The sequence below is a fragment of the Rossellomorea vietnamensis genome (genome assembly GCF_001305855.1).
Lineage (GTDB): Bacteria > Bacillota > Bacilli > Bacillales > Bacillaceae_B > Rossellomorea > Rossellomorea vietnamensis_A.
In genome coordinates this window covers 38008-64112 of sequence record NZ_LIXZ01000006.1, presented here as the reverse complement: position 1 = coordinate 64112, position 26105 = coordinate 38008, and the positions used below count along the sequence as shown (strand labels likewise).

General features: G+C 44.8%; 19 protein-coding genes. 1 reads left to right on the top strand and 18 read right to left on the bottom strand.

Annotated elements, in window-relative coordinates; all coding sequences use genetic code 11:
- Positions 1-97: 97 nt before the first annotated feature.
- From AM506_RS09350 to AM506_RS09310, 9 genes are all read right to left on the bottom strand, one after another.
- Positions 98-4450, bottom strand: a complete 4353-nt coding sequence (locus AM506_RS09350; protein WP_060672236.1) for a S8 family serine peptidase — start codon at positions 4448-4450, stop codon at positions 98-100.
- Between the two features lie 515 nt (positions 4451-4965).
- Positions 4966-6279, bottom strand: a complete 1314-nt coding sequence (locus AM506_RS09345) for a dihydrolipoamide acetyltransferase family protein (protein WP_060672235.1) — start codon at positions 6277-6279, stop codon at positions 4966-4968.
- Positions 6280-6325: 46 nt separating this feature from the next.
- Complete coding sequence (locus tag AM506_RS09340; RefSeq protein ID WP_060672234.1) at positions 6326-7309, bottom strand: alpha-ketoacid dehydrogenase subunit beta; 984 nt, start codon at positions 7307-7309, stop codon at positions 6326-6328.
- A 14-nt stretch (positions 7310-7323) separates the two neighbouring features.
- Positions 7324-8322, bottom strand: coding sequence for a thiamine pyrophosphate-dependent dehydrogenase E1 component subunit alpha (locus tag AM506_RS09335; RefSeq protein ID WP_034758074.1), 999 nt, complete (start codon positions 8320-8322; stop codon positions 7324-7326).
- Positions 8323-8391: 69 nt separating this feature from the next.
- Positions 8392-9816 (bottom strand): dihydrolipoyl dehydrogenase, encoded by a 1425-nt coding sequence (lpdA, locus tag AM506_RS09330; protein WP_060672233.1) that lies wholly within the window; start codon positions 9814-9816, stop codon positions 8392-8394.
- Positions 9817-9836: 20 nt separating this feature from the next.
- The gene (buk, locus tag AM506_RS09325) at positions 9837-10958 is read right to left on the bottom strand and encodes a butyrate kinase (protein ID WP_200908433.1); all 1122 of its coding nucleotides are present in this window, start codon (positions 10956-10958) and stop codon (positions 9837-9839) included.
- Positions 10959-11093: 135 nt separating this feature from the next.
- Positions 11094-12191: a branched-chain amino acid dehydrogenase gene (bcd, locus tag AM506_RS09320; protein WP_060672231.1), complete on the bottom strand. Its 1098-nt coding sequence runs from the start codon at positions 12189-12191 to the stop codon at positions 11094-11096.
- A gap of 41 nt (positions 12192-12232) precedes the next feature.
- A complete protein-coding gene (yqiS, locus tag AM506_RS09315) occupies positions 12233-13141 on the bottom strand; it encodes a phosphate butyryltransferase (RefSeq protein ID WP_060672230.1) in 909 nt (302 codons plus the stop codon).
- 135 nt (positions 13142-13276) lie between these two features.
- Positions 13277-15343 (bottom strand): sigma 54-interacting transcriptional regulator, encoded by a 2067-nt coding sequence (locus tag AM506_RS09310; protein WP_060672229.1) that lies wholly within the window; start codon positions 15341-15343, stop codon positions 13277-13279.
- Positions 15344-15468: 125 nt separating this feature from the next.
- Here AM506_RS09310 and AM506_RS09305 point away from each other — a divergent pair, with 125 nt between their 5' ends.
- Positions 15469-15708: a DUF2627 domain-containing protein gene (locus AM506_RS09305; RefSeq protein WP_060672228.1), complete on the top strand. Its 240-nt coding sequence runs from the start codon at positions 15469-15471 to the stop codon at positions 15706-15708.
- Between the two features lie 13 nt (positions 15709-15721).
- Here the strand turns inward: AM506_RS09305 and AM506_RS09300 are convergent, their stop codons facing one another.
- The 9 genes from AM506_RS09300 to AM506_RS09255 all read right to left on the bottom strand — a co-directional run bounded on the left by AM506_RS09300 (position 15722) and on the right by AM506_RS09255 (position 25741).
- Positions 15722-16456 (bottom strand): glycerophosphodiester phosphodiesterase, encoded by a 735-nt coding sequence (locus AM506_RS09300; RefSeq protein ID WP_060672227.1) that lies wholly within the window; start codon positions 16454-16456, stop codon positions 15722-15724.
- A gap of 172 nt (positions 16457-16628) precedes the next feature.
- Positions 16629-16847, bottom strand: a complete 219-nt coding sequence (locus AM506_RS09295) for a hypothetical protein (RefSeq protein WP_082386302.1) — start codon at positions 16845-16847, stop codon at positions 16629-16631.
- A 233-nt stretch (positions 16848-17080) separates the two neighbouring features.
- The gene (gene spo0A / locus AM506_RS09290; RefSeq protein ID WP_060672225.1) at positions 17081-17860 is read right to left on the bottom strand and encodes a sporulation transcription factor Spo0A; all 780 of its coding nucleotides are present in this window, start codon (positions 17858-17860) and stop codon (positions 17081-17083) included.
- A gap of 324 nt (positions 17861-18184) precedes the next feature.
- Entirely contained in the window at positions 18185-19474 is a 1290-nt protein-coding gene (gene spoIVB, locus AM506_RS09285) for a SpoIVB peptidase (protein WP_060672224.1), read from the bottom strand.
- Between the two features lie 126 nt (positions 19475-19600).
- Entirely contained in the window at positions 19601-21310 is a 1710-nt protein-coding gene (recN, locus tag AM506_RS09280) for a DNA repair protein RecN (protein ID WP_060672223.1), read from the bottom strand.
- 113 nt (positions 21311-21423) lie between these two features.
- Complete coding sequence (gene ahrC, locus AM506_RS09275) at positions 21424-21873, bottom strand: transcriptional regulator AhrC/ArgR (protein WP_060672439.1); 450 nt, start codon at positions 21871-21873, stop codon at positions 21424-21426.
- 482 nt (positions 21874-22355) lie between these two features.
- Positions 22356-23192 carry a TlyA family RNA methyltransferase gene (locus tag AM506_RS09265; protein ID WP_060672221.1) on the bottom strand — a complete coding sequence of 279 codons (837 nt, stop codon included), beginning with the start codon at positions 23190-23192 and terminating at the stop codon, positions 22356-22358.
- A 2-nt stretch (positions 23193-23194) separates the two neighbouring features.
- A complete protein-coding gene (gene dxs, locus AM506_RS09260; RefSeq protein ID WP_060672220.1) occupies positions 23195-25087 on the bottom strand; it encodes a 1-deoxy-D-xylulose-5-phosphate synthase in 1893 nt (630 codons plus the stop codon).
- 21 nt (positions 25088-25108) lie between these two features.
- Positions 25109-25741, bottom strand: coding sequence for a hypothetical protein (locus tag AM506_RS09255; RefSeq protein ID WP_060672219.1), 633 nt, complete (start codon positions 25739-25741; stop codon positions 25109-25111).
- Positions 25742-26105: the final 364 nt, after the last annotated feature.

The window sequence follows — 26105 nt, the reverse complement described above, 5'->3', positions numbered from 1 at the left end:
TTAGTATATAAAAAAAAACGGCTTTCTTCAATCTCTCAGAAAAATGAGTATAAAAAAGAAGAAGAGTTGGACGTTCCAACTCTTCTCCCCAAAATGCTTATTTTTTTGAATTGATATACAATTTACCTTCAGCACGCTGAGTCGTTACATTTCCATAATCATCGGAAATCTTCACTTCAATCACGGCTCCCGGCGTCTTTACATTCGAGGTCGCCGTATAGTAACCTTCATAATGACCTTCTGACGTTTCCATCATTGGAAGTTCAGTGGCATTTGTCACTTGGGATCGTGCATTTGTCAGAGGCATTTGAATGACAAATGACGCGTCCAATCCCGGCTCACTGTCAAATTCGATCTTGACGGATTCGCCCTTCTTCAGTTCTTTATCTTCTGCGGGAAGAAGATTGTCAATTTCAATGTCACCGAATTTCGCTAGTACTGTCACTCTTTGTTTCTTTTTGTTTCCTGCTTTATCTTTCGCGAGTACCTCAATGACATTTTCTCCTTCATTCAGCAGAATTCGATGACTGAACTCTCCGTCCTTAACTGTAGCTTTCTCACCATTCACTTTCACCCATGCAAGATTTTCATCCGCGATGGTTCCTTTAACCGTGATAGCTTCACGATTTGTTTTCATGTCATCTTCCGGTGATGTGATGGCGAGTTCCGGCTTCACTTGATCAAGTGTTACCGTCACTGCTTCCGATGGCCCCGTCATGCCCTGTTCAGTCGCTGCCTTTGCGGTTAATACATTCTCACCATCATGGAGGGAGACATCAGCAGAGAATGTTCCATCCTCACCTGTGTCGGCTGTTGCTACTTCCTCTTCTCCATTAAAGAGATGAACGGTCGTAGTCGGTGCAGAAGTCCCTTCAACCGTAACGGAATCCTTATTCGTGAAAGATCCATCCTTCGGTGAAGTTATGACTGGTGACGTCACTTCATAATTCACAGTTGCGCGAATCATGTAGTTCCCCTCATCTTCCGGTGTCAGTGACCAGGCGCCACCGACGAACTGCCAGCTCCTTGCCGCATATTCTCCATCTTCATCCGTTCCAAGGCCTGGTGCATTCGGATTTGGTGCAGATTGGATGTACACCATATAGAAATCACCTTCGACCATGATGCCGTGCTCGCTGAGATCCACATGCGTCCATTCACCATTACGCAATGCAGTTCCATCAAATGGACCGGCGATTTTCTTACCTGGTGCCCCGTCTGGTCCAGAAGCGTCATAGACGGCAACCTGGAATTCTGTTCCTCCTGGTACAGGCCATTCAGTGTCCCAGAAGCGGAATAGTCCGCCTGTCACAAGTGCCGTGTCATTGCCTTCTTCAAGGGACATTTTCACTGCCCAGCCGTTACCTGCATCATAGAATGCCCGTGCATTTTCTGCTGTTCCATCATCATACCCGATTTCTCCTGGATAGCCGATGAATGGTTCTAAGGATACATCGGCGGTTGTGACTTCCCCGCCTTCCACTGTGACGCTCAATTCCTTACTGTAATAGTAAGGCGCAACCACTTTAAGGGTGTAGTCCCCTTCGTAAGCTTCTAATTCATATTCTCCATTTGCATTTGTTTCAACCGGCTCTACTACGGCATCTTCGAGAACGAAGACCGTTGCTCCTTCAACCGGTTCTCCAGTAACTTCGTTCGTGACGGTTCCGGTAATATTCCCTTGAGGGATTTCTTCAAGGGTGAAATTGGCCGTAGATGTTTGATCGGCTTCAATCGTCACACTTTGTGTTTCGGATCTGTAACCGTATGTGGATGCCTGCAATGTGAATTCACCTGCTGCATGAGTCATTTCATACGATCCATTCGCCGGATTTGTATAAACGGAACGACCCGTTTCCAATACACTTACCTCTGCTTGCAGGGGAAGAAGTACAGGAGCCGGAACTGATGCATCCGTCTTATCATCTTTCTTCACTTCATTTTCCACTGTAATCTTAGCCGGATTTACACTTGGCTTTTTCGATACAGAGGATGATTTTTCATCCTTGGATTTCAGGCCAAGATTCATTTTCTTGGCTGGAAGGTTTGATTCCGAGCTAAGCTTCACATCATCAAGGTACCAGCCTTGCTTCGTGACACTTCCATCGGTGGTAACGTTGAACGCAATGTATACACGTTGACCTGCATACTGACTCAGATCCACTTCTCCGTCTATCCATCCTTCAGTATTTCCGTTTACACGCAGTGCCTGTGTCCATTCTTCACCATCAGTGGATACAAACACATGGCCGTAGTCATAGTTGCGTTCCAGTTCATGCCACTGTTTAAATTGCAGGAAGCTCTCTCCTTCAGGTAAATCGATAGGAGGCATCTGAAGTGACATATTCGCACTATTGTCATACGTTCCGTCTAAGTTGGTGGCATATACTTTTTCCCCTGAAGAAGCATTTCCAGGACCATTTGCCGGAACGCCCCACTCCCAGCTGTTTCCTGGACCGTACGATGTCCAACCAGTCGGATCTGCTTCAAAGTCCTGCTCATATCCAACTGTGATACCCGGTAACAGATTTACAGTATAAGTATCAGATTCGACTTCATTTCCACCGAAGTCCGTCGCAACCCACTTGTACGTGACCTGATCTTCTATAAGGTCCTCACCCGGGATGACCGCTTCATATGTTCCTGATGTGTAGTCCCCTGATGTTCTGCCGGCTTCGACTTCTACCCATTCGCCGTCCTGATTTTGATAATTCAGGGTTACATTCGTCACACTGACATTATCCCTTGCTTCTGCCTGTAATGGCAGATTCATTTCTTTAAATGCTTCTTGTGGTGCGTCATGACTGATGACAGGAGCTTCCGTGTCATCACCTTCTTTTGAAACCTGTCCTTTTACTTTACCGATTCCGCTCATAACGGATGATACTGCATCAAATGCATTGACCAACCCGTGTCCATACCCGTTATTTGGAGACTCCGGGAATGTTCCGTCTGTTAATGGTACAGCGGTCGACATAAGGATTTCTTCGATTTCATCCACTGTCAAGCTTGCATCCACTTGTCGTAACAGGGCAGCGACTGCCGTTACGTGTGGACCAGCCATTGATGTCCCATTCCAGCCTCCCTCATAATTGCCACCTGGAACGGAAGATCGGATATTCACTCCCGGTGCGGCAATCTCAGGCTTAATTTCTTCATAAGGAGAAGGCCCCTGTAATGAGAAGCTTCCCAATCGATCGTTAATATCCGTTGCACCTGTTGCGAATGACTCAGGGTAGTTAGCCGGATTCGCAATCGACCCCGGTCCTCCCGGATTGAATAACGTCGTATTTCCTGCAGAGAACTCAGGGAATATTTCTGCCGCTCTCCACGCACTTACCATATCCCGATACCATTCATCGAGGCCGGCTCCACCTCCCCATGAGTTATTGACAACATCAGGAGCCATTTCAGGATGTGGATTTCCTTCAGCATCTTTCGGTGCCAGGATCCATTCTCCCGCTTCCAGTAAATCAACGTCCGTTCCACCATCGGCCGTGAACGCTTTTACCGCGATCCACTTGGCACCCGGTGCTACACCGATTTGATTGCTGCCATCTGGCTCAGACCCGACCATTGTACCGACAGTGTGTGTTCCATGACCCTGGTCGTCATATGGCGAACTCTGTCCTGCGGTAGCATCAAACCAGTTGAATTCGTTGTCGGGTGAATCAGGATTCTGAGGGTCGTACCCTCTATATTTTTCTTTTAATGCCGGGTGGTTCCATTGTACCCCGGTGTCAATGGAGGCGATGACGGTTCCTGCTCCATCGATTCCCATTTCCCAGACCGCGGGTGCCCCCACCCGATCGATATTCCACTCGATCGATGCCGGACTTTTTGGAGATTCCTTATCCAACACTGCTGATGAAGAGGCCTTTGCCTTGGCCGGCTGGATAATTTGTCTCGTTTCATTCGGCAGGATTTTTTCCACTTGGGCAAAGGTTGAAATCTTCTCCATGACTTTTTTGGTACTTGTAACGGCCATTCCGTTTACAACATAAAAGTCTTTGATTTCCTTCACTTCACCTGATTTTTTCTCTTTCGCTAAGTATTCTTTCACTTCTGCTTGAGATTCAAGGGCTTTAGCGCGAAGCTCAGAGACGACCATATTCCGTTTCAATAATTTCTTACTATTAGCAGACAGTTTCTGCTTTTTCGCTGTTTCAGCCGCCTTTTTAGCTACAGCCTCCGTATCTACCTGATCCTTGAATTTCACTAAGTATGTGACCTGTTTCTCTTTCTTAAATTGTTCCTGTAAAGTTGTTGTGATTTTTGATTGTGGACTTACTTTTGCTGACTCATTTGCTGATGTGGATGGCTTTTCTTTCGATAGAGCCGCTTGTGAGGTATTCGCCGCCCCTGCGTTGAATGGAAACATCAAGGGGACAAACATGACTAAGGTGAGTACAATGGATAACCATCTTGCCTTACGCTTTCTACCTGACATCTAATTCCCTCCCAGTCTTTTTCGGATCAACTCGGTAAACCTGACACCTCCTTGAACACCTCTAATGGAAAATAGTAGGTGTTAAACCAAAGATAACCAAGAGTCACTGTAAAATGTTGTAAGTTGCTGTCGAAATAAATCTGAATATTCAGTAATTAGTTGAAAAGTCACGAATACCCTTATTTTCATAAGGATAAAGTCACACCCATAATATAACTACAGGAATAATTCTGTGTAATCGCCAGGTTTAATAGGCTAAAAGTGGAGGTTATGCATCTATTGATAAATGATGAAAAGAAAAAATGAGCGAGAAGTTCGAGAGGCAAAAATACTTGAATGAGAAACTAGAAATACGACCTAAATAGAAATACGAAAGGCTGACTAGAATATTCTTCCAGTTATAATTTTCTCGTTTTTCCCGAATATTACCATAATAAATGTTGGTTTTATAAGTCCATTTATCCATACACACAAAAAAATAAGGACCAACCTACCAGGGTCGGTCCTTATCACTATTAATAGACAGATGTGTTTTCTTTCGACGTATTTTCCAAGATTTCTTTTACGCGTTGCAGGAATCTTCCACATACCAATCCGTCAAGTACGCGGTGATCGAGTGACATACATAGGTTAACCATATCACGGACGGCAATCATCCCATTATTCATGACAACAGGACGTTTTACGATCGATTCCACTTGAAGGATCGCGGCCTGTGGATAATTGATAATACCCATCGATTGTACCGAGCCAAATGACCCTGTATTATTCACCGTAAATGTTCCGCCCTGCATATCTTGAGAGGTCAATTTACCGCTTCGGACTTTTCCTGCAAGCTCGGTGATTTCCCTTGCGATTCCTTTGATTGTTTTTTCGTCAGCATTCTTGATCACAGGAACATAAAGTGCATCATCCGTAGCTACTGCAATGGATAGATTGACGTCCTTCTTCTGAACGATCTTGTCCCCTGCCCACATGGAATTGATTTGTGGGTATTCTTTAAGAGCCTGTGCGACAGCTTTCACGAAAAATGCGAAAAATGTCAGATTGAATCCTTCACGCTGCTTGAATTCTGTCTTAAGTGAATTTCTGTAGTCAACCAGGTTCGTTACATCCACTTCCATCATCGTCCAGGCATGGGGCGCTTCATGTTTACTGCGTACCATGTTGGAGGCAATCGCTTTGCGGATGCCTGAAACCGGGATCTCAATATCGCCAGGGACGACAGGGACATTCGCTGCAGATGCTTGTTGTTTAGCCGGTTGCACTGGTGCTGATTCTTTTACCGGCGCTTGTTGTGGAGCCTGAGCTTCAGTCTTCGGTGCTGGGGCATCTCCCGCTTTAGGGATTGAGCCTGATTCGATGATTTTCTTTAAATCTTTACGAGTAATCCGGCCGCCGTTACCGGTCCCCTCAACCTGATTCAGGTCAATGTCATGTTCTTGGGACAGTTTTAATACGGCTGGCGAATACCTGGCCTTATTTCCACTATCTTTCGTTGGAGCTTTCGGTTTAGCTGGAGCAGATCCTTTAGCTTCTTCATTAGGCTCCTCTTTCGGAGCTTCTTCAGCAGGAGCAGCGCCTCCACCTTCAATCTCGATGGAGCAAATGATTTCCCCGACTTCAAGTGTGTCTCCTTCTTCGGCAATTAATTCTTTAATGGTACCCGAGAAGGAAGATGGCACTTCTGCATTTACTTTATCGGTTTGAACTTCTGCAATCGGATCGTATTTATTAACGGTATCACCAGGTGACACCAACCATTTACTAATTGTACCTTCTGTAACACTTTCCCCTAGCTGAGGCATTTTCATATTTTCAATACCCAATGAGGAACCCTCCCTACTGCTTTCGTTTAATTGGTGTTGACTGTGATTAAAATTCTGCAAGTTCACGCATTGCTTTTTCGACTTTGTCCGGGTTAATCATGAAGTATTTTTCCATTGTCGGTGCGTACGGCATAGCTGGTACGTCGGGACCTGCAAGGCGTTTTACCGGGGCATCAAGCTCGAATAAGCAATTTTCAGCGATAATCGCAGAAACTTCACCCATGATGCTTCCTTCTTTATTGTCTTCTGTCACAAGAAGGACTTTACCTGTTTTAGACGCTGCTTCAATGATTGCCTCTTTATCTAACGGGTAGATGGTACGTAAATCCAGGATATGTGCTTCAATTCCGTCCTGGGCAAGTTTTTCAGCCGCTTGAAGGGCAAAGTGAACACATAAGCCGTAAGTGATAACTGTGATGTCTTCTCCTTCACGCTTCACGTCGGCTTTTCCGATCGGTAGCGTATAATCATCCTCAGGCACTTCACCCTTGATCAGACGATAAGCTCGTTTATGTTCAAAGAATAATACCGGATCTTCGTCACGGATGGCCGCTTTCAATAAGCCTTTCACATCATATGGAGTGGAAGGCATCACGATTTTCAATCCCGGTTGGTTGGCAAAGACGGCTTCAACGGATTGCGAGTGATAAAGTGCTCCGTGCACTCCACCGCCATAAGGTGCACGAATGACCATCGGACAGCTCCAATCATTATTTGAACGGTAGCGGATTTTTGCCGCTTCAGAGACGATTTGGTTTACGGCAGGCATGATAAAATCAGCAAACTGCATTTCTGCGATCGGTCTCATACCATACATGGCAGCTCCGATCCCAACTCCTGCAATGGCCGATTCCGCAAGTGGCGTATCGATGACACGGTCCTCACCAAATTGGTCATACAGGCCGTGAGTCGCTTTAAATACTCCACCTTTTTTCCCTACGTCTTCACCAAGAACGAAGACTTTCTCATCTCGTTCCATTTCTTCTCTTATTGCCATGGTTACGGCATCAATGTATGAAATTACTGGCATGATTGAATTCCCCCTTACTTCTCTTCTGCGTAAACGTACTTCATCGCTGATTCTGCTTCAGCATATGGAGCGTTTTCTGCATAATCCGTTGCCTCGTTTACAAGCTTCATAATACGATCATTGATTTCCTTCTCAATGTCATCATTCATGACGCCTGTCTCTTTCAGATAAGCACCAAATGTGATGATCGGATCGTTCGTTTTCGCTTTTGCCACTTCATCCGGTGAGCGGTAGCTTCTGTCATCATCATCAGAGGAGTGGGGAGTCAAACGATAAGAAACCGTCTCGACAAGCGTTGGTCCTTCTCCGCGACGTCCACGATCAGCGGCTTCCTTCACAGCTTTGTATACTTCGATCGGATCATTTCCATCAACTGTGATTCCAGGCATTCCGTACCCGATGGCGCGGTCTGATACTTTCTCACAGGCCAATTGCTTTTCAATCGGAACCGAGATCGCATATTTATTGTTTTCACACATGAAAATAACAGGAAGTTTATGTACACCTGCAAAGTTTGCCCCTTCATGGAAATCTCCCTGGTTGGAAGACCCTTCTCCGAACGTCACAAACGTCACAACATCTTTCTTCTCCATTTTGCCTGCAAGCGCGATACCAACGGCATGGGGCACTTGAGTCGTTACAGGAGATGAACCCGTTACGATATTATTCTTCTTTTGTCCAAAGTGACCAGGCATTTGACGACCGCCTGAGTTCGGGTCTTCTGCTTTCGCAAAACCTGACAGCATCAATTCCTGGGCCGTCATTCCGAATGTCAATACAACACCCATGTCACGATAGTACGGCAGCACATAATCCTTTTCACGGTCCAGGGCAAATGCAGCACCAACTTGAGCCGCTTCCTGACCCTGACATGAAATGACAAATGGAATTTTACCCGAACGATTCAGTAACCACATGCGCTCATCGATTTTTCTGGCAAGCAGCATGGTTTCATACATTTCTAATACTTTCTCATTGGAAAGTCCTAATGCTTCATGACGATTTTCTGCCATTTTGTTAACCTCCTACACAATCTAATGTTGGAAAGGTAGTTAGACTCCTACCTTTCCCAAATTGTCTTATTATGAATGAATTGCTTTTCCATCTACAGCCAGTGCTGCTTCTCCGATTGCTTCGGAGAGGGATGGATGAGGGTGAATGGTGTGGGCGATTTCCCACGGTGTTGCATCTAATACTTTAGCGAGTCCTGCTTCAGAGATCATGTCCGTTACGTGGGGACCAATCATATGAACCCCCAGGATATCTTCTGTATCTTTGTCGGCAATGATCTTCACAAAACCATCAGATTCACCGTAAACAAGTGCCTTTCCGATAGCTCTGAAGCTGAACTTACCGACCTTAAGATTGTATCCCTTTTCCTTCGCTTCCTGCTCGGTAATCCCTACGCTAGCAATCTCAGGGTTACTGTAGATGCATTTTGAAATCAATGAATAGTCAATCGGATGAGGCTTTTCGTTTGCCATATGTTCCACGGCTGTGATCCCTTCGTGAGATGCAACATGGGCCAATTGAAGTCCACCGATGACATCGCCGATCGCGTAAATATGTGATTCCTTTGTTTGGAAGAAATCATTCACTTCAATAAAGCCTTTTTCCACTTTAATATCTGTGTTCTCTAAGCCAATACCTTCAACATTCGCTTGTCTGCCTACAGATACAAGAATCTTCTCTGCAGTAAAGGATTTTTCTTCTCCTTTATGCTCTGCATTGATTGTAACTTCTCCGTCCCCTTTTTTTAAGGATTCTGGAAGCACCTTTGCACCTGTTACGATTTTGACGCCTTTTTTCTTCATCAGGCGCTGCATTTCTTTAGAAATTTCATGATCTTCTGTCGGTACGATCTTATCAGCGTATTCAACAACGGTCACATCGACATCAAAGTCTGAAAGCATGGATGCCCATTCGATACCGATGACCCCACCGCCAACGATGATGATCGATTTCGGAAGTGCTTCAAGTGAAAGCGCTTCATCAGAAGATAAAACATATTCACCATCAATATCAAGACCGGGCAGTGAACGTGGTCTTGAACCTGTTGCCACGATGACATTTTTCGGAATAAGCATCGCGTTATCTTCCCCGTTGTTCATTTCCACGGAAATGGTACCGGGCATCGGAGAGAAGATGGAAGGTCCGAGAATCCGTCCAAGTCCTTCAAAGACATCGATTTTACCCTGTTTCATGAGATGTTGGACGCCCTTATGAAGCTGTTCGACAATTCCATCTTTTCTTTCCTGAACCTTAGGGAAATCAAGTTCCACCCCATTGATTTTCACACCGAAATTTCCACTGTGTTTAGCTCTTGCATATACTTCAGCACTGCGAAGAAGGGCTTTACTTGGAATACATCCTTTGTGCAGGCATGTCCCACCAAGCTTTCCTTTTTCAACGATTGCTGTTTTTAATCCAAGTTGAGAAGCACGGATGGCAGCAACATAACCACCTGTACCTCCCCCGAGAATGACTAAATCATATTCTTCTGCCAATCTTAAGTCCCCCTTCTCTCTTATACTCTCGCTTCTGTTTTTACATTTCCCGGGTATACTTTATAGTCTTCTTCATTCCGTAAGACTCTTAAAGCCCCTTCAGCAAGAGCTTGCAGTTCATTTTCTCCTGGTTGAATAATGACATCCGCTATCCAGTTGATCCGTTCACTTATCGCTTTGACAAAGTCCTTGCCGTACGCAAGTCCGCCTGTTAACACAATGGCATCGACTTTCCCATTCAGGACCGCACTTGCTGATCCGATTTCTTTCGCGATTTGATACGCCATGGCATCATAGACGGCTTTGGCTTTTTCGTCGCCATTTTCGATCATTTTCTCTACTTTCACTGCATCATTTGTATCAAGATAACCGACCAGGCCTCCTTGCCCGACAAGCTTCTTCATAATTTCATCACGGTAATAGTCTCCTGAGAAGCAAAGGTCAACCAGATCACCAGCCGGAACGGTTCCTGCTCTTTCAGGGCTGAATGGTCCGTCTCCGTGCAGCCCGTTATTCACATCCACCACTTTCCCGTTCCTATGTGCCCCTACCGTGATACCACCACCCATATGCGTGATGATCAGATTAAGGTCTTCATATTTTTTCCCGATTTGCTTCGCTACTCTTCTTGCCACTGCTTTCTGATTTAACGCATGGAAAATACTCTTTCTTTCAATGAGTGAGAATCCTGAAACGCGGGCAAGTGGTTGCAGCTCGTCCACGACCACGGGATCGACGATATAAGATGGGATATTTAAGCCCGAGGCAATTTCAAATGCCAGGATCCCCCCAAGATTGGACGCATGCTGACCTGAAAACCCTTCTTTCAGATCCTTCAGCATGTCATCATTCACTAGATAGGTGCCACCTTCTATCGGTCTTAGGAGCCCCCCGCGGCCGCATACGGCACTCAGCTTTGAAATATTGATCCCTTCTTCATCCAATGTCTGAAGAATGGTGTTCTTCCTGAATTCATATTGATCGATAATCGTTGCAAATTCATTGATCTTCTCTGAATCATGACGGATCGTCTTTTCAAATATAGAACGATCATCATCAAAGACACCAATTTTGGTTGATGTCGATCCAGGATTAATGACAAGTATTCGATGTTTGTTTTCCTGCACTGTTGTTACCTCCATTTGGGCAGCTGTATTGTAATGTTTGCACGAAAGAATTTCCCCCTATGATAGATAACCCCTTACTCTGTTCGATGTTTCCCTTTACAGGGAAGAAACGCTTCACTTTTTCACAAAGCAAAGCGTTCTTTCTTCTATTTATCCACGTCTGCTTAGAATATGGTGTCCATTTTGAAGGAACTGACTTCTTGAACGGTGCATTTTTTCGATGCGCTCTTCTGCCATACGGTCAGCAGCAACGTATGTTGGGACATTATCCCGTTTAGCGATTTCGATCACGCGCTCTACGTTGTTATATACCTGCTCCACTTTCTTCATCGCTCTTTCGCTGTTATAGCCGTATAATTCGTCAGCTACGTTGATGACTCCACCTGCGTTGATCACGTAGTCTGGTGCATAAACGATACCCATCTCATGGATAGCATCACCGTGACGAGTTTCTTTCAACTGGTTATTTGCAGCTCCAGCAATGACTTTCGCCTTAAGTTGCGGAATCGTTTCATCATTGATGATCGCACCAAGTGCACATGGAGCAAAGATGTCACAATCCACCCCATAGATATCATTGATGTCAACTGCTTTCGCACCGAATTCGTCAACCGCACGTTGTACAGCTTCTTTGTTGATATCAGTCACGATCAGGTTTGCCCCTTCTTCGTGCAGGTGGCGGCACATATTGTAAGCAACATTCCCGATCCCCTGGACAGCGATTGTTTTCCCTTCCAGTGAATCTGTACCGAAAGCTTCTTTCGCTGCCGCTTTGATTCCTCTATACACTCCATAAGCAGTCACAGGTGAAGGGTTACCGGATGAACCGAAAGCTGGTGAAATCCCAGTTACATAATCCGTTTCTTCGTGGATCAAGTCCATATCGGCAACCGTTGTACCCACGTCTTCAGCAGTAATGTAGCGTCCATTTAAACCTTGGATATAACGGCCGAACGCACGGAACATTTCTTCGTTCTTGTCTTTACGTGGATCACCGATGATAACCGTCTTTCCTCCACCGAGATTCAGACCGGCAGCTGCATTCTTATATGTCATCCCTTTTGCAAGGCGCAGTGCATCTTCAATTGCCGCTTCTTCTGATTCGTACGTCCACATACGGGTTCCGCCAAGGGCAGGTCCAAGTGTCGTATCATGAATGGCGATGATTGCTTTTAATCCTGAAGCTTCGTCTTGACAGAATACCAATTGTTCATAGTCATATTGTTCCATATAGCTGAAAATTTTCATTATTATTTCCCCCTGTAGGTTTATATTTTTAGGTTTTATGATTATTTATTAGAAGCAGAGCATATTGCCAGTGCCAAGGAATATAATTTACTTTCTGCACTGTCTGCCCTGGATGTTAAAACGATTGGTGCTTTTGCTCCGGCTATGACTGCCCCTACTTTTGCCTTGGCAAAATAGATCAAGGATTTGTACAGGGCATTTCCTGTTTCGATTGTCGGAACGAGCAGGATATCCGCTTGCCCCGCAACCTCACTTTCAATTCCTTTATGTTCTGCTGCATGGTGGGAAACGGCATTATCAAGGGCCAGTGGGCCATCGACCGTGCAATCTCGAATCTGCCCCCGCTGATTCATCATGGTGAGTGAAGCCGCATCGACTGTAGCAGGCATCGCCGGATTCACCACTTCCACGGCGGCAATTGGCGCTACTTTCGGCATATCCACACCGATTGAACGGGCAACCCCGACGGCATTTTCAATGATTTGCGCTTTTTGCTGCAGGTCAGGAGAGATATTCATTGCTGCATCCGTGATGAAAGTAAGCCTGTCAAACCCGGCCACCTCAAATGCTGCAACATGTGACAGAACATTCCCTGTACGAAGGCCCCATTCTTTATTCAAGACGGCTTTCAAGATGACAGCAGTAGGGATGTTCCCCTTCATAAGAGTACCTGCTTCATTTTCCTTTACTGCTTTCACGGCAAGCTCCGCTGCTTTTTGAGGAGAGAAGGCATTCTTGATTTTTATACTGCTGTGAGAGATCAGCTGTGGGGCAACCTCCTCCAATATGGAGATGATTTCTTCTTTATCCCCGAACAGTAAAAAGTCAGCCATCTTTTTTTCAACTGCCATGGAAACAGCCAGAAGGACTTCTTTATCTTCTGCAGCAGCGACTGCTACAGTGGAGTTTTCAATTTGGGTTGCTTTTTCCACTAAAGATTGTAGATTCATGTATGTCGTTTCAACCCCTTTTTTCTGTTATTATGTTCCCATTTAACTACATGCAAGAAGCGTGCCAACTTTAAAATCCTGAAAACGCTTTATAAATTCATATTAGACCCTGCAAATTATTTCGCACTCTGCAAATTATTTCATGCTATTTATTTCAATGTTATATTTTTCAATTTTATAATATAAGTTTCTCACTGACACATTCAATGCTTTAGCGGTTGCCGTTTTATTACCATTATTCTGCTCTAAAACGTTTTGAATTATATTTTTTTCATACTTTTCAACTTGGGTTGCAAGATCTTCTGCTCCTTGAAACGGAAGTTCAGCTACGTTGACGAGGGGTTTTGCTGTATTTTCTAATTGTGGTAAATGCTTTCCATCGATTTGGACTTCATTGTAGTTCATGAAGATGATCGCTCTTCCCAGCACGTTCTCAAGCTCCCGCACATTCCCCGGCCAATGATAATTCATCAGCTTGTTCATGGCTGCAGCCGTCACTCCCTCGACGTTTCTTCCGTAGTCCTGATTGATCTTTGTGATCAGGGCATCGGAAATGAGCGGGATATCGGATTTACGCTGCCTTAACGGAGGTATTTGAATCGGCATCCGATTGAGGCGATAATACAGATCTTCCCTGAATGATTCATCGGCCATTCCCTTTTCGAGGTTGACATTGGTCGCAGCAATGACACGGACATTGATTTGGATCGATTTCGTCCCTCCGACCCTCACGATTTCATTTTCCTGCAGGACCCTCAATAATTTCGCTTGAGTATTGACACTCAACTCCCCTATCTCGTCAAGGAAGATACTCCCATTATTCGCCTCTTCGAACAAGCCGCGCTTTCCACCGCGCTTTGCACCGGAGAAGGCACCTTCTTCATACCCGAATAATTCGCTTTCCAAAAGGCTCTCCGATAATGCCGCACAGTTGACCCTGAGGAATTTATTGAATTTACGGTCACTCGCATTATGTATGGCGTGGGCAAATAATTCCTTCCCAGTCCCTGATTCTCCGCGAAGAAGAACGGTAGCAGGGGTTTTGGCACCCAGTTTGGCTTGCTCGATGGCAATCATCATTTCCTCTGAGTCACCAATGATATCCTCGAACATATACTTCGCTTCGAGGGTTCGGATGATTCTCCTCGCCCGGTCCAATTCCTGGGTAAGGGATTGTATTTCCGACATGTCATGAATGACACCGACGCTCCCCTTAAGCTTGTTGTTTACGATGATGGGGGCCACATTCACGATGACTTCTTTACGGTTCGGTCCTACCCGCATTCTCGTCCCCCGGATCGCTCTCCGTGTCTGCAGCACTTTCAAATGGATACTCTCGCCTTCCGAAATATCCGCCGTCGCAGGCTTCCCGATCACTTCCTCCCGGGGAAGTCCCGTGATTCTCGTGTAAGCCGGGTTGATCATGATTCCCTTACCCTCTTCATCGACGACAGAAATCGCATCATCGCTGGAATGGATGATGGCTTCGAGCATCGTCTGAATTTCTTTGAGGTTGGTTATCTCTTCTGCCAGATTCACCACTTCGGTAATATCTTTAAACACAGAAAAGGCACCAATGATTTCATCCTGCTCTGTAATCATCGGAATCCGATTGGAGATGATCTTCAATCCGTTCCCAAGGATGACTTCCTGATTGATTTCTGTCCGTCTTGTTTCGATCGTTCTTGTCAGCTTACTCTCAGGGATCACCTCAGAAATATGAAGGCCCATCACGTCTTCCTGACTCTTTCCGATCATTCGCTCTGCACTTTTATTAAATAGCATGACGATGCCTTGATCATCGATCCCGACCATGCCATCATCAGTTGAATTAAAGATAAGATCCCTTTTAAAGGACTCGCTCGTCAATTGATGGATAAGATCCTCTTTTTCTTCGAGGAGCTTCGAAATAAGGAAAGCCACACTGCCAGGGATTAAAACTGTATTTTTTCCACGATGGTCCCTTATCTGTTCAAACACTTCCTGTTCACCGGTCACCTCAATGACGATATCTACAGAGTCACTGAGGAACGGTCTCCAATCTGTACCAACAGGGATGCCAAGTTCTTTTGAGAGCTTAATACCTGAAGCGTTTTCATTTAAATCTACTACGGCAATCACTTTCATGACGGAAACTTCGTGGAGGATTTGGAGGATAGCTGTTCCACCCTTACCACCGCCGACAATTAGAACCTCTTGCAACTTTCTTCACCCCGAGACCTGCAATTTTTTTCACACCCATAATGTTACACTACTTTTCGTTACTTGACAATTCTCTGCTTGGAGTTAGAATTTTAGTATGGAAACGAAAAGGAGTTATGCATCTCATGGTCCGTCTTATTGCCCTGATTATCATGTTGATCCCCGGTGCATTTGCAGCTCTTGGGATTAAGTTGATGAGAGATATGCTGTTTGGAATCCTGCAGCCTCCGATCCCTTATCTTTGGCTTCAGTTCATTATCGGGTTAGTTTTCTTTGTTTGCGGTTTGGGATTCATTGCAGGTTTCGTACTGCATCGTGATCGAAAACGCAATAAAGTCCAGTCCCGATTCAACAAGAAAGGCTAGCGCTACATATGCGCTAGCCTTTTTTACTTTCCCTCAGCTTCCATGCCTTTTCAGGATAATCCGTTACAAATCCAGTGCAGCCCAAATTCAATAATCTCTCCATTTGGTCCACCTTATTTACCGTGTAAGGTCTGACACCAATTCCGTTGTTCATCGCTTCAATGATCATCTCATCCCTGACCGCTTTCAGGTTGGGGTGTATCGCTTTCGCCCTTATTGATTGGGCATAGATCCAGGGCATGAATAAGCGGGATGAGTAGAGCGGCGCGATTTCAACAGCAGGCTCCAAACGGTAACATGCCACAATCGAATAATGATTAAACGAGGAGATGATGATCCGGTCCTCGTATCCGAACTCCCTGATCAGACCGATCACCTTTTCTTCCAGGCCTTGATAATCCATGATACTGTTTTTCAACTCGATGTTACAAATGAGTTGATTTCCTTTCAACCACAGAAAGACTTCCCTTAATGTAGGGACACGGTTTTTCTTGAATAGTTTACTCTTGAATTTAAAGTTAGCTTGAAGTTTTTGAATTTCCTTTAATGTATAATCTTTGACGAACCCTTTTCCATTTGTCGTCCGGTCGACGGTCTCATCATGTATGACGACTACTTCCCCGTCTTTTGTCAGCTGAACATCCAATTCGATTCCGTCAGCCTTCACTCTTTCCGCTTCATAAAAAGATTCCATTGTGTTTTCCGGATGGGTACCTGCAGATCCACGGTGAGCAAAAATCAGCGTCATACGTTCACTTCCTTCATTTTTTCTATATATGTATATTCTTTCCCTTATAGAATTCATTGACTGACTCCATTATATACTTATTTACTCTCTCCTCAAAGAATGAACCTTTTTACGCCTATCATTTAAAAAACCCTGAGGATCTCAGGGTTTTTTACATAAAGTTGGCTCTTGATTAGAACCAGCGGCATCCGCATCTGCGACGGTTGTCCATTTCACCGCGGACGTCGTTCTCTCTGCAACGGCGAACGGCTCTGCAGAAATCTTCTCCTCTGATATAAGCTCTGACAGGAACTCTGAAATCGTTGTTGTTATCGGAAGCACCTGCTACATCATTGTTTCTGCAACGGTCAGAAGCTCCACCTACATTATCGTTATTACGATAATATCCCATGGTATCACCTCCCCCTTTGTTGTTTTTGCATTACACTTTATCTTATGTGTAAAGGGACAGGCTGTAAGGGCAAACCACCATTTTTTTCGAAAAAAGGCGTTTGTTACCGGGGGATTCGTGCTTGGAGTAGTGACGTGGGCATAATAAAACCCCGTGAACATCCGGCTCACAGGGTCGATCGATCATGCATTCAGTTTGAAGGTTGGGTGTGTCCCGGACTATTCCTTACGCTTTCAAGAGGCCATATGCTCCAGGCGAAGTTTGTCCGCTACCATGGCAATGAACTCCGAGTTGGTCGGCTTTGCCTTTGACATGCTGACGGTGTATCCGAATAAAGAAGAAATGGAATCAATATTCCCTCTGCTCCAGGCCACTTCAATGGCATGACGGATCGCCCGTTCCACACGTGATGCAGTCGTATTGTATTTCTTGGCAATATCCGGGTAAAGGACCTTTGTGATGGACCCGAGTAATTCGATGTCGTTATACACCATGGAGATCGCTTCACGTAAATACAAGTATCCTTTGATATGTGCCGGCACTCCGATTTCGTGGATGATGCTCGTGATACTTGCATCCAGGTTTCTAGGTTTTTGCTCTGTATGCATTCTGGATGAGGAAGATTTTTTGATGATTGAGTTTGATTTACCGCTGACTTGTCTAATATGGCTCACTAGATTTTCCATATCGAATGGTTTTAAAATAAAATAAGAAGCTCCAAGGTCGACAGCTTTCTTCGTCACATCTTCCTGACCGAAGGCCGTAAGCATGATGACATTGGGAATTCCCTTCTTTTCACGAAGTCGCTCAAGTACTGCCAGCCCGTCCAAATGAGGCATGATGATATCGAGGACCAGGACATCCGGATCGACTTCTTCCAATAAATCTAAACAATCTTGACCATTATGGGCAATCCCTACTACTTCCATATCATTTTGCGAAGCAATGTAGTCCTCTAATAAAGACGTCAGCTCACGGTTATCATCCACAACACATACTTTAATCGATTTCACTACAGGTTTCCTCCTCAATCCTAATTAATTCATCTCTGTAATTTTATTCTAAATTACTTTTTCGACAATGCAACCTAAATTCCTTTTATTTTTGAAAAAAACTTGAAAATTATTATATTTTCTTTGATTTTCTAACGATTTCTTTATATTTCGACCCCATTCGATATTCATAATTCATTTTGTCGAATAATCTTTATTTTATCAAGGATCAGCTCTCTTTGGCAAACCGATGTGAGTGAGAATTCTGAGATATCCCATAGTACTTCAAAAAAAAGAACCCTTATAAGTACCCGGTTTCGGTACTTTCGTAAGGGTTTTCCACTTTCAGCTTGCCCGGTTATGATCTTTTTTATATATATCGATTCCTGCTTCACTCAGCATCCATTCAATGTGTACCCCGTATCCGCTAGTCGGGTCATTGACAAACACATGGGTGACAGCTCCGATGACCTTCCCATTTTGGATAATCGGACTCCCGCTCATCCCCTGTACGATTCCACCTGTTTTCTTGAGCAGCTCGGGATCCGTCACTTTCAAGACCATCCCTTTTGTAGCAGGGTATTTCTGTGGGATGGTACTGACGATTTCAATATCGTACATTTCAACTTCTTTCCCATCCACAACCGTTAAAATTTGTGCCGGTCCTTCTTTCACTTGGTGAGACAGAGCGATGGGCATCGGCTTATCCATCAGTTCATTTTCAATGGACTGATTTAATTCACCAAAAATTCCAAAAGGACTGTTCCGCTTAATGTTACCGATGACGTTTCGGTCGGATGAAAAGCGGGCCAGTTTCTCTCCTGGTTTACCATCCGTCCCTTTTTGAATCGAAGTAACTTCCGAATTCACGATTTCCCCGTTTTCGACGACAATCGGTTTTTTTGTATCCATATCTGAAATCACATGACCGAGGGCTCCGTATTTCTTGGACTTCGGATCATAAAATGTCATCGTACCGATACCTGCTGCTGAATCACGAATATACAGGCCCAGTTTATAGTTTTTCTCCCCTTTTTCTTTCAATGGAAGCAAGTGTGTCTTTACGGTCTTTTGATCGCGCTTGATCACGACGTCAAGAGATTTTGCTTCTTCTCCTGCCTTCTGAACAAAAGGAGCAACATCGGAAAGTTCTTCAATTTTCGTTCCATTAATTTCAGTAATCATGTCCCCTACCTGAATGCCGGCTTTTTCTCCGGGTGACAATTTCCCGCCATCCGTTTCCACTAGATGATGACCAACGACTAACACCCCAACAGTATTTAATTTGACTCCAATGGATTGTCCACCTGGAATCACTTTGAAATCTTTCAGTACTTCTACATCGACCTTTTTAATGGGCAGGCCGGCAAGCTCGAAGACCACTTCGTCCTTACCTACAGAATTCCCCTGGATGGAGAGCTGACCTTTCCCTTCTTTCACTTGAACATGCTCATTATGCGACGAACCCATGGTCGTGACGGATGCAGCCTTAGGGAGAGCAACTTGATCCCCTGCCATCATCCTTACAGAGTTCGGAGTATTGATAAATTGTTGAACCGGTTTGTAAAAACCAATAAGACAAAGCGAAACAAGGAGAATTCCACCTATACATTTCCTTAACCAATCTAAACTCAATATATTCACTCTCCTCGCTTCTAATCCACAAACACTTACTATTGGCTACAGTTTTAATTTTGCCTTTAAAGACTACATTTATAACTGGTAATCATGAAAAAAAAGCTACCCGAATTGGATAGCTTTTCATGTCTCTTTAATGGAACCTGCCAATTGAAGTAATTCCTTTGCATGTTCCAAAGTCAGATCGGTTATTTCCACACCTGAAATCATACGGGAAATTTCCCTGATCTTATCTTTTTCCTGAAGGCGTTTCACTATTGTGCTCGTCCTGCCACCTGACATTTTTTTCGAAATGAACAAGTGGCAATCGGCCATGGCTGCCACCTGAGGCAAGTGAGAGATGCACATCACTTGCGAATGGACGGCAACCTGATAGATCTTTTCAGCGATGGCCTGGGCGACCCTGCCGCTTACTCCTGTATCAACCTCATCAAAAATGATCGATGTAATCCCCTGGTGCTTTGAAAAAATGGTTTTAAGGGCAAGCATGATCCGTGACAGTTCACCGCCTGAAGCCACCTTCGACAGTGGCTTCAACGGCTCTCCAGGATTGGTGGAGATATAAAACTCAACCGTATCCCAACCGTCTTTCTTAAAATGTTGAAAAGAGAAGGATTCATTTTCTCCGCTTTTGACAAACCGGACTTCGAATTTCGTCTTATCCATGTACAGTTGCTTTAATTGTTCATGGATGCTTGCGGTCAATTTCTTCGCCCAAAGTTTTCTCGTATCGGAAAGATTTTTCGCCTCGAGGGATAAATCTTTTTCAAGTGACTGCAATTTACTTTGTAATTGTTCAACATGGGAATCTTTATTCATGATTGTTTCAATTTCTTCTTCGATCTTGGAGCTATAGGTCAGAATCTCTTCCACCGATGATCCATATTTTCTCTTAAGACCATTGATTTCATTCAATCTCGCCTCAATCAGGTCCAGACGATTCGGCTCGAATTCAAGCTGATCCAGTCCTCCCCTGACTTGATGGGCGGCATCTTCAAGAATATAATACGCATTCGATACGGATTCAAGCGTCTTTTCATACTGTGAATCGACTTCGGCAGCGGTTTCAAGATGGCTCATGGCGAGTCCTGCCCAGTCCATCCCTTTTCTTTCCCCTTGTATGCTGTCATACGAGGTCTGAAGCGCTTCAAATAGCCTTTCAAAGTTCATCAGTTTCCGTTTCTCATCCAGCAGCTCTTCATCTTCATTAAGCTGCAGATTCGCATCCTGGATTTCTTTCAGCTGAAATTGAATGAGATCCAGACGATGAGCCATCTCCTGTTCATTTTCATTCAATCTTTTCAGCTGCTTATAAATGGATAGATACTCTTTATAGACTTGTCCATAACTGGATAAGCCGGATGCGATATCCTTCCCTCCGAATTGATCCAATAAAGAAAGATGAAGGCTTTCATTCATGAGTTCCTGATGTTCGTGCTGTCCGTGGATATCAATAAGGGATGCCCCGACTTCCCTCATGATGGCGATCGTCACCAGCTTGCCATTAATTCTGCAAACACTTTTCCCCGTGCTCGAGATATCCCTTCTAAGGACGATCATACCTTCCTCGATGTCGATCCCGAAGTCTGCCGCTTTCTGAAAGCAGGGATGCGTTTCATTATCAAGAATAAATAACCCTTCAATTTCAGCCTTCTTCTCCCCATGCCGCACATACTCAGAGGATCCTCTGCCGCCAACGAGCAAATGGATGGCGTCGATGATGATCGACTTACCTGCACCCGTCTCACCTGATAATACGGTCAATCCTTCTTCAAACGAAAGGGAAAGGGAATCGATAATGGCGAAATTTTTGATTGATAGTTCTTGTAGCAAAACATTCACCTCAAATAAAAAGGAACTTTCCCCTCAAAATTATGAAAAAGAAAAGCTTCCTATTGGATTTTGTATGAAGGGCAATAAAAAGCCCGATGATAGTAGTCAATCGTTTACAGCATATCTAAAAATCGTTCTGAAACGACTTTCGTTTCTTCTTCCGTCCGGCAAATGATCAAACACGTGTCATCCCCGCAAATGGTTCCAAGAATCTCTTCCCAGTCCAAATTATCGATTAAAGCCCCAATGGCGTTTGCATTACCGGGTAACGTTTTCATCACCAGCATATGCCCAGCCTGATCCACCTTCACGAACGCATCCGTCAGTGTACGCTTCAATTTCTGAAGTGGATTAAAGCGCTGATCAGCCGGCAAGCTGTATTTGTATCTGCCATCCATCAGCGGAACCTTTACAAGATGAAGCTCCTTGATATCCCTGGATACGGTTGCCTGCGTCACATTAAACCCTGCATTCTTCAGGCTTTCCACCAGCTCATCCTGCGTTTCCACATCTCTATTCGTAATGATTTCCCTGATTTTAATATGTCTTTGCCCTTTGTTCATCATAGAACATACACCTCTTACATTGGATTAAATCCTGTATAAATATACCTCTACGCTTATGTTAGCCTATTTCGTTGGGAAGTACAATAAAAAAGAAAAGCGGAGGCGGCTTGGGCAGGCCCGACAAGCATAAGATGAATCGACCGGAAAGGCGTTCTTGGCCTTTTTGGTCGATTTAGCTTATGACCTCGAGGGACTAGCCGCCGGAGCTGGACAAAAGAAAAGCGGAAGGGGCTCGTTCTGGGGCGACAAGCATAAGACGAGTCACCCTAAAAGGCGCTCTTTTGCCTTTTTGGGTGACTTGGGTTATGACCTCGAGCCCCAAGCCCCTGGAGCTGGACAATGAAAAGCGGAGGCGGCTTGGGCAGAGGCGACAAGCATAAGACTACTATGTTTGGAGGAGATTATCGAGATTCCTTCCAACACATTCTTCGGTCTTTCCCATAAAAAAAGCCACTCTCCGAAGAAGAGTGGCCCTATCTTTACTGCTGTGTTTTCGCCTTAAATTGACTATGCGCTTCCTCGATCACGTCGTCCGGTGTGTTCGTAAGAAGCGACTCACCTTCACCCTCTTCACCCGACCATTTCAGATGAATGAGGAATTCTATATTGCCATCCCCTCCTGTAATGGGGGAATAAGATAATCCTGCTATATGATAGCCTTCTTTAATCGCTAATGTCATGATTTTTTCGATGACCATTTTGTGCACGGCAGGATCTCTTACGATTCCTTTTTTCCCGACCTGGTCCTTACCCGCTTCGAATTGCGGCTTGATTAAAGCAACACAATCCCCCCCAGGAACCAATAAGGTTTTCAGGACAGGCAAGATCAATGAAAGGGAAATGAAAGATACATCGATGGAGGCAAAGCTTGGCATTTCCCCTTCGAGATCCGCCGGGGTCACGTACCGGAAGTTGGTCCGTTCCATGACCACGACACGCTCATCCTGTCTTAGCTTCCAGGCTAATTGGTTGTATCCTACATCCAGGGCATAGGACATATTGGCCCCATTTTGAAGGGCACAATCCGTAAATCCGCCAGTGGAAGCACCGATATCGATCATTACTTTCCCGTCCACATCCACATCGAAGACCTGGAGAGCTTTCTCAAGCTTCAAACCGCCACGGCTTACATAGGGAATCACTTTCCCCTTCATCGTAAGGGGAATATCTTCATTCACTTTTTCCCCGGGCTTGTCCAGTCTCATTTCATTGGAATAGACAAGGCCCGCCATGACAGCCCGTTTCGCCTTTTCTCTTGTTTCAATTAATCCTCGTTCTACCAGAAGTACGTCTACACGTTGTTTTTTTACTTTCATCATTAAGCCCTTTTTTGTTTTTTTGGTGTGATCGTTAAGATGCGATCCACTATGTTTTCTTTGGTCATTCCGATTTCGTTCAATAATTCATTCACGCTTCCATGCTCGATGAAATAATCCGGAATACCGATGCGGTCGATCACGGCATCATGGAAACCTTGTTCCTGTGCAAATTCAAGAACACCGCTTCCGAAACCGCCTTGTAGAACGGCTTCTTCGATCGTCAGCACAGGCATCTCTTCTTCCAGGATCCTTTTCAGCATGTTCTCATCCATCGGTTTGATGAAACGAGCGTTTACAACCCGAACCGAGAGTCCCTGCTTTTCAAGGTCTGCTGCCGCTTCCATGGCCATCGGGATAGTCGTTCCGAAAGTCAGGATTGCTGCATCGGTTCCCTGTTTCAATACTTCCCATGTTCCAATCGGGATCGTTGAAAGTTCCCCGTCCATCGGTACTCCATACCCGTTTCCTCGTGGATAACGGAGAGCGATGGGACCATCATTATACTGTAGTGCCGTATTGACAAGGTGCTGTCCTTCATTCTCATCTTTCGGCATCATGATGACCATATTCGGTAAATGTCTCAAAAAGGCGATATCGAATACACCTTGATGGGTTTCGCCATCGGCCCCTACCAATCCTGCCCGGTCGATTCCGATGAAGACGTTTAAGTTTTGGCGGCAAATATCGTGAACCACCTGATCGTACGCCCGTTGGAGGAAGGTAGAGTAAATGGCTAAGAAAGGCTTCATATCCTGAGTGGCAAGACCGGCAGCGACCGTGGTGGCATGCTGCTCGGCAATCCCCACGTCGAACATCCGATCAGGGAATTCTTCTGCAAAGCCGAGAAGCTTGGAGCCTACCGGCATTGCCGGGGTAATCGCCACAATCCGTTCATCCTCACGCGCAACCCTTCGAACCGTCTCACTGACAAGTCCACTCCATGAAGGAGGTGCATTCACAGGTTTGATCAGATCCCCGGTATCGATCTTGTAAGGTCCGGTGCCATGCCAGGTTCCTTTTTTATCTGACTCTGCGGGATGAAACCCTTTTCCTTTTTTCGTGATCACGTGTAAAAGGACGGGGCCTTTGGTTTTCTTGGCATATTGAATATTATCTGCGAGATCATTATAATCATGTCCATCAATCGGTCCAAGATATGTAAACCCCAGCTCCTCAAAGAACATTCCTGAAACGAATAAATACTTTAAGCTGTCCTTTACGCGTTCCGCTGTACTGGCTAATTTGCCGCCGACAGCGGGGATGCGCTTGAGGATATATTCCATTTCGTCCTTCACCCAGTTGTATTTCCCGGCTGTACGCAATCGGCCAAGTACATTGTGAAGGGCCCCTACATTTGGAGCGATGGACATTTCATTGTCATTCAGTACAACGATCATGTCTTTCTTTTCATGACCGATGTGATTCAGTGCTTCAAGTGCCATTCCGCCCGTCAAGGCACCATCGCCGATCACCGGGATAATGAATGAATCTTCCTTTTTAACGTCTCTCGCAATCGCCATACCCATGGCTGCCGATAATGAAGTAGAACTGTGACCGGTTTCCCAAACATCATGCTCACTTTCATTCCGTTTTGGAAAACCGCATAATCCCTTATACTGACGGAGGGTATCAAACTGACAGGCCCTGCCGGTTAAAATCTTATGAACATACGATTGGTGACCTACATCCCAAAGGATTTTATCTTTTGGACTGGAAAAATGCTTATGAAGGGCAACGGTTAATTCAACCACCCCTAAGTTAGGACCAATATGACCGCCGGTTTTGGACAGATTCTTGATCAAGAATTGGCGAATCTCTTGGCTGAGCTCTTCCAATTGTTCATTCGACATGCTCTTTAGAAAAGAAGGCTCCTTTATTGATAATAGATCCATGGGGTCCACTCACTTTCATCACTAAATATTTTGTTTCTCTCGCTTAAAACTTTTTTTCTTGTTTTTATCTTTTTTGTCTTTTTTATCTTTGATCAAAACGATATGAAATCGATCTTCGAGGAATTGTAGAACTTTACCAACTCTAAATATTATATCCTTAGAATAGGTGATAGCAAACGTTTTTCCAAGCGCTTTGCCTCCGACTGTCAAGGAAGCGATGATGCTTGTCAGGGTTACACTTACGATATACTCCTTCAAGGACCCGCCTTCAAGGTGAAAGGAAACCGCCAGTTGGATCAATACAATGGCCGATGCCGTACCGCTTATGATCCCTGAAATATCACCGATCACGTCGTTACAGAAGCTCGCGAACCGATCTGCGTTACGTACAATTTTAATTGAATATTTAGCTCCGTATACCTTTTTGGCTGCCATGGCATGAAAAGGGGTTTCATCAGCCGCCGTTGCAGCAATTCCCAGCATATCAAAAAAGATCCCGATGAAGACGATGATCAACACGACAATGAGCCCCGTAAACCATGCGACTCCATTTAAAACCATATTGGATGTAACTGAAAAAATAGCCGCTAACACAAATGTGATAACGGCAATGCTGACACTCCACTTTATTGAGTTTTTCATTGTTTCATTCATTATCGTTTAAACACACCGTTTCTACTGTGTAAATAGTTTGGTTATATGTAATTGGGGGGTCATATAAAGAGTAAAAATTGCAGCTTAGGTCCAGTAGGTTTTCCCAATCAGGTACCGGATGTTGCCATACCGGCGGTTTCCCATTAAACCCGACTTAGCCGCGTCACCACAAGCTAGACTGGATTACCACTTAGTCCGCACTATAATCCTCTTTATATGTCCGAATATGAACAGTCTAGGAGTTTTCCTCAACAGTCCTTAACGCAATCCTTAGCCTCTTTTGCAAAGAGGATTTCATATGGGCGAAAAAGCACATATCAATGGCCAACTGATGTGTACCCTGTAACCATAATCCCCTCACCCT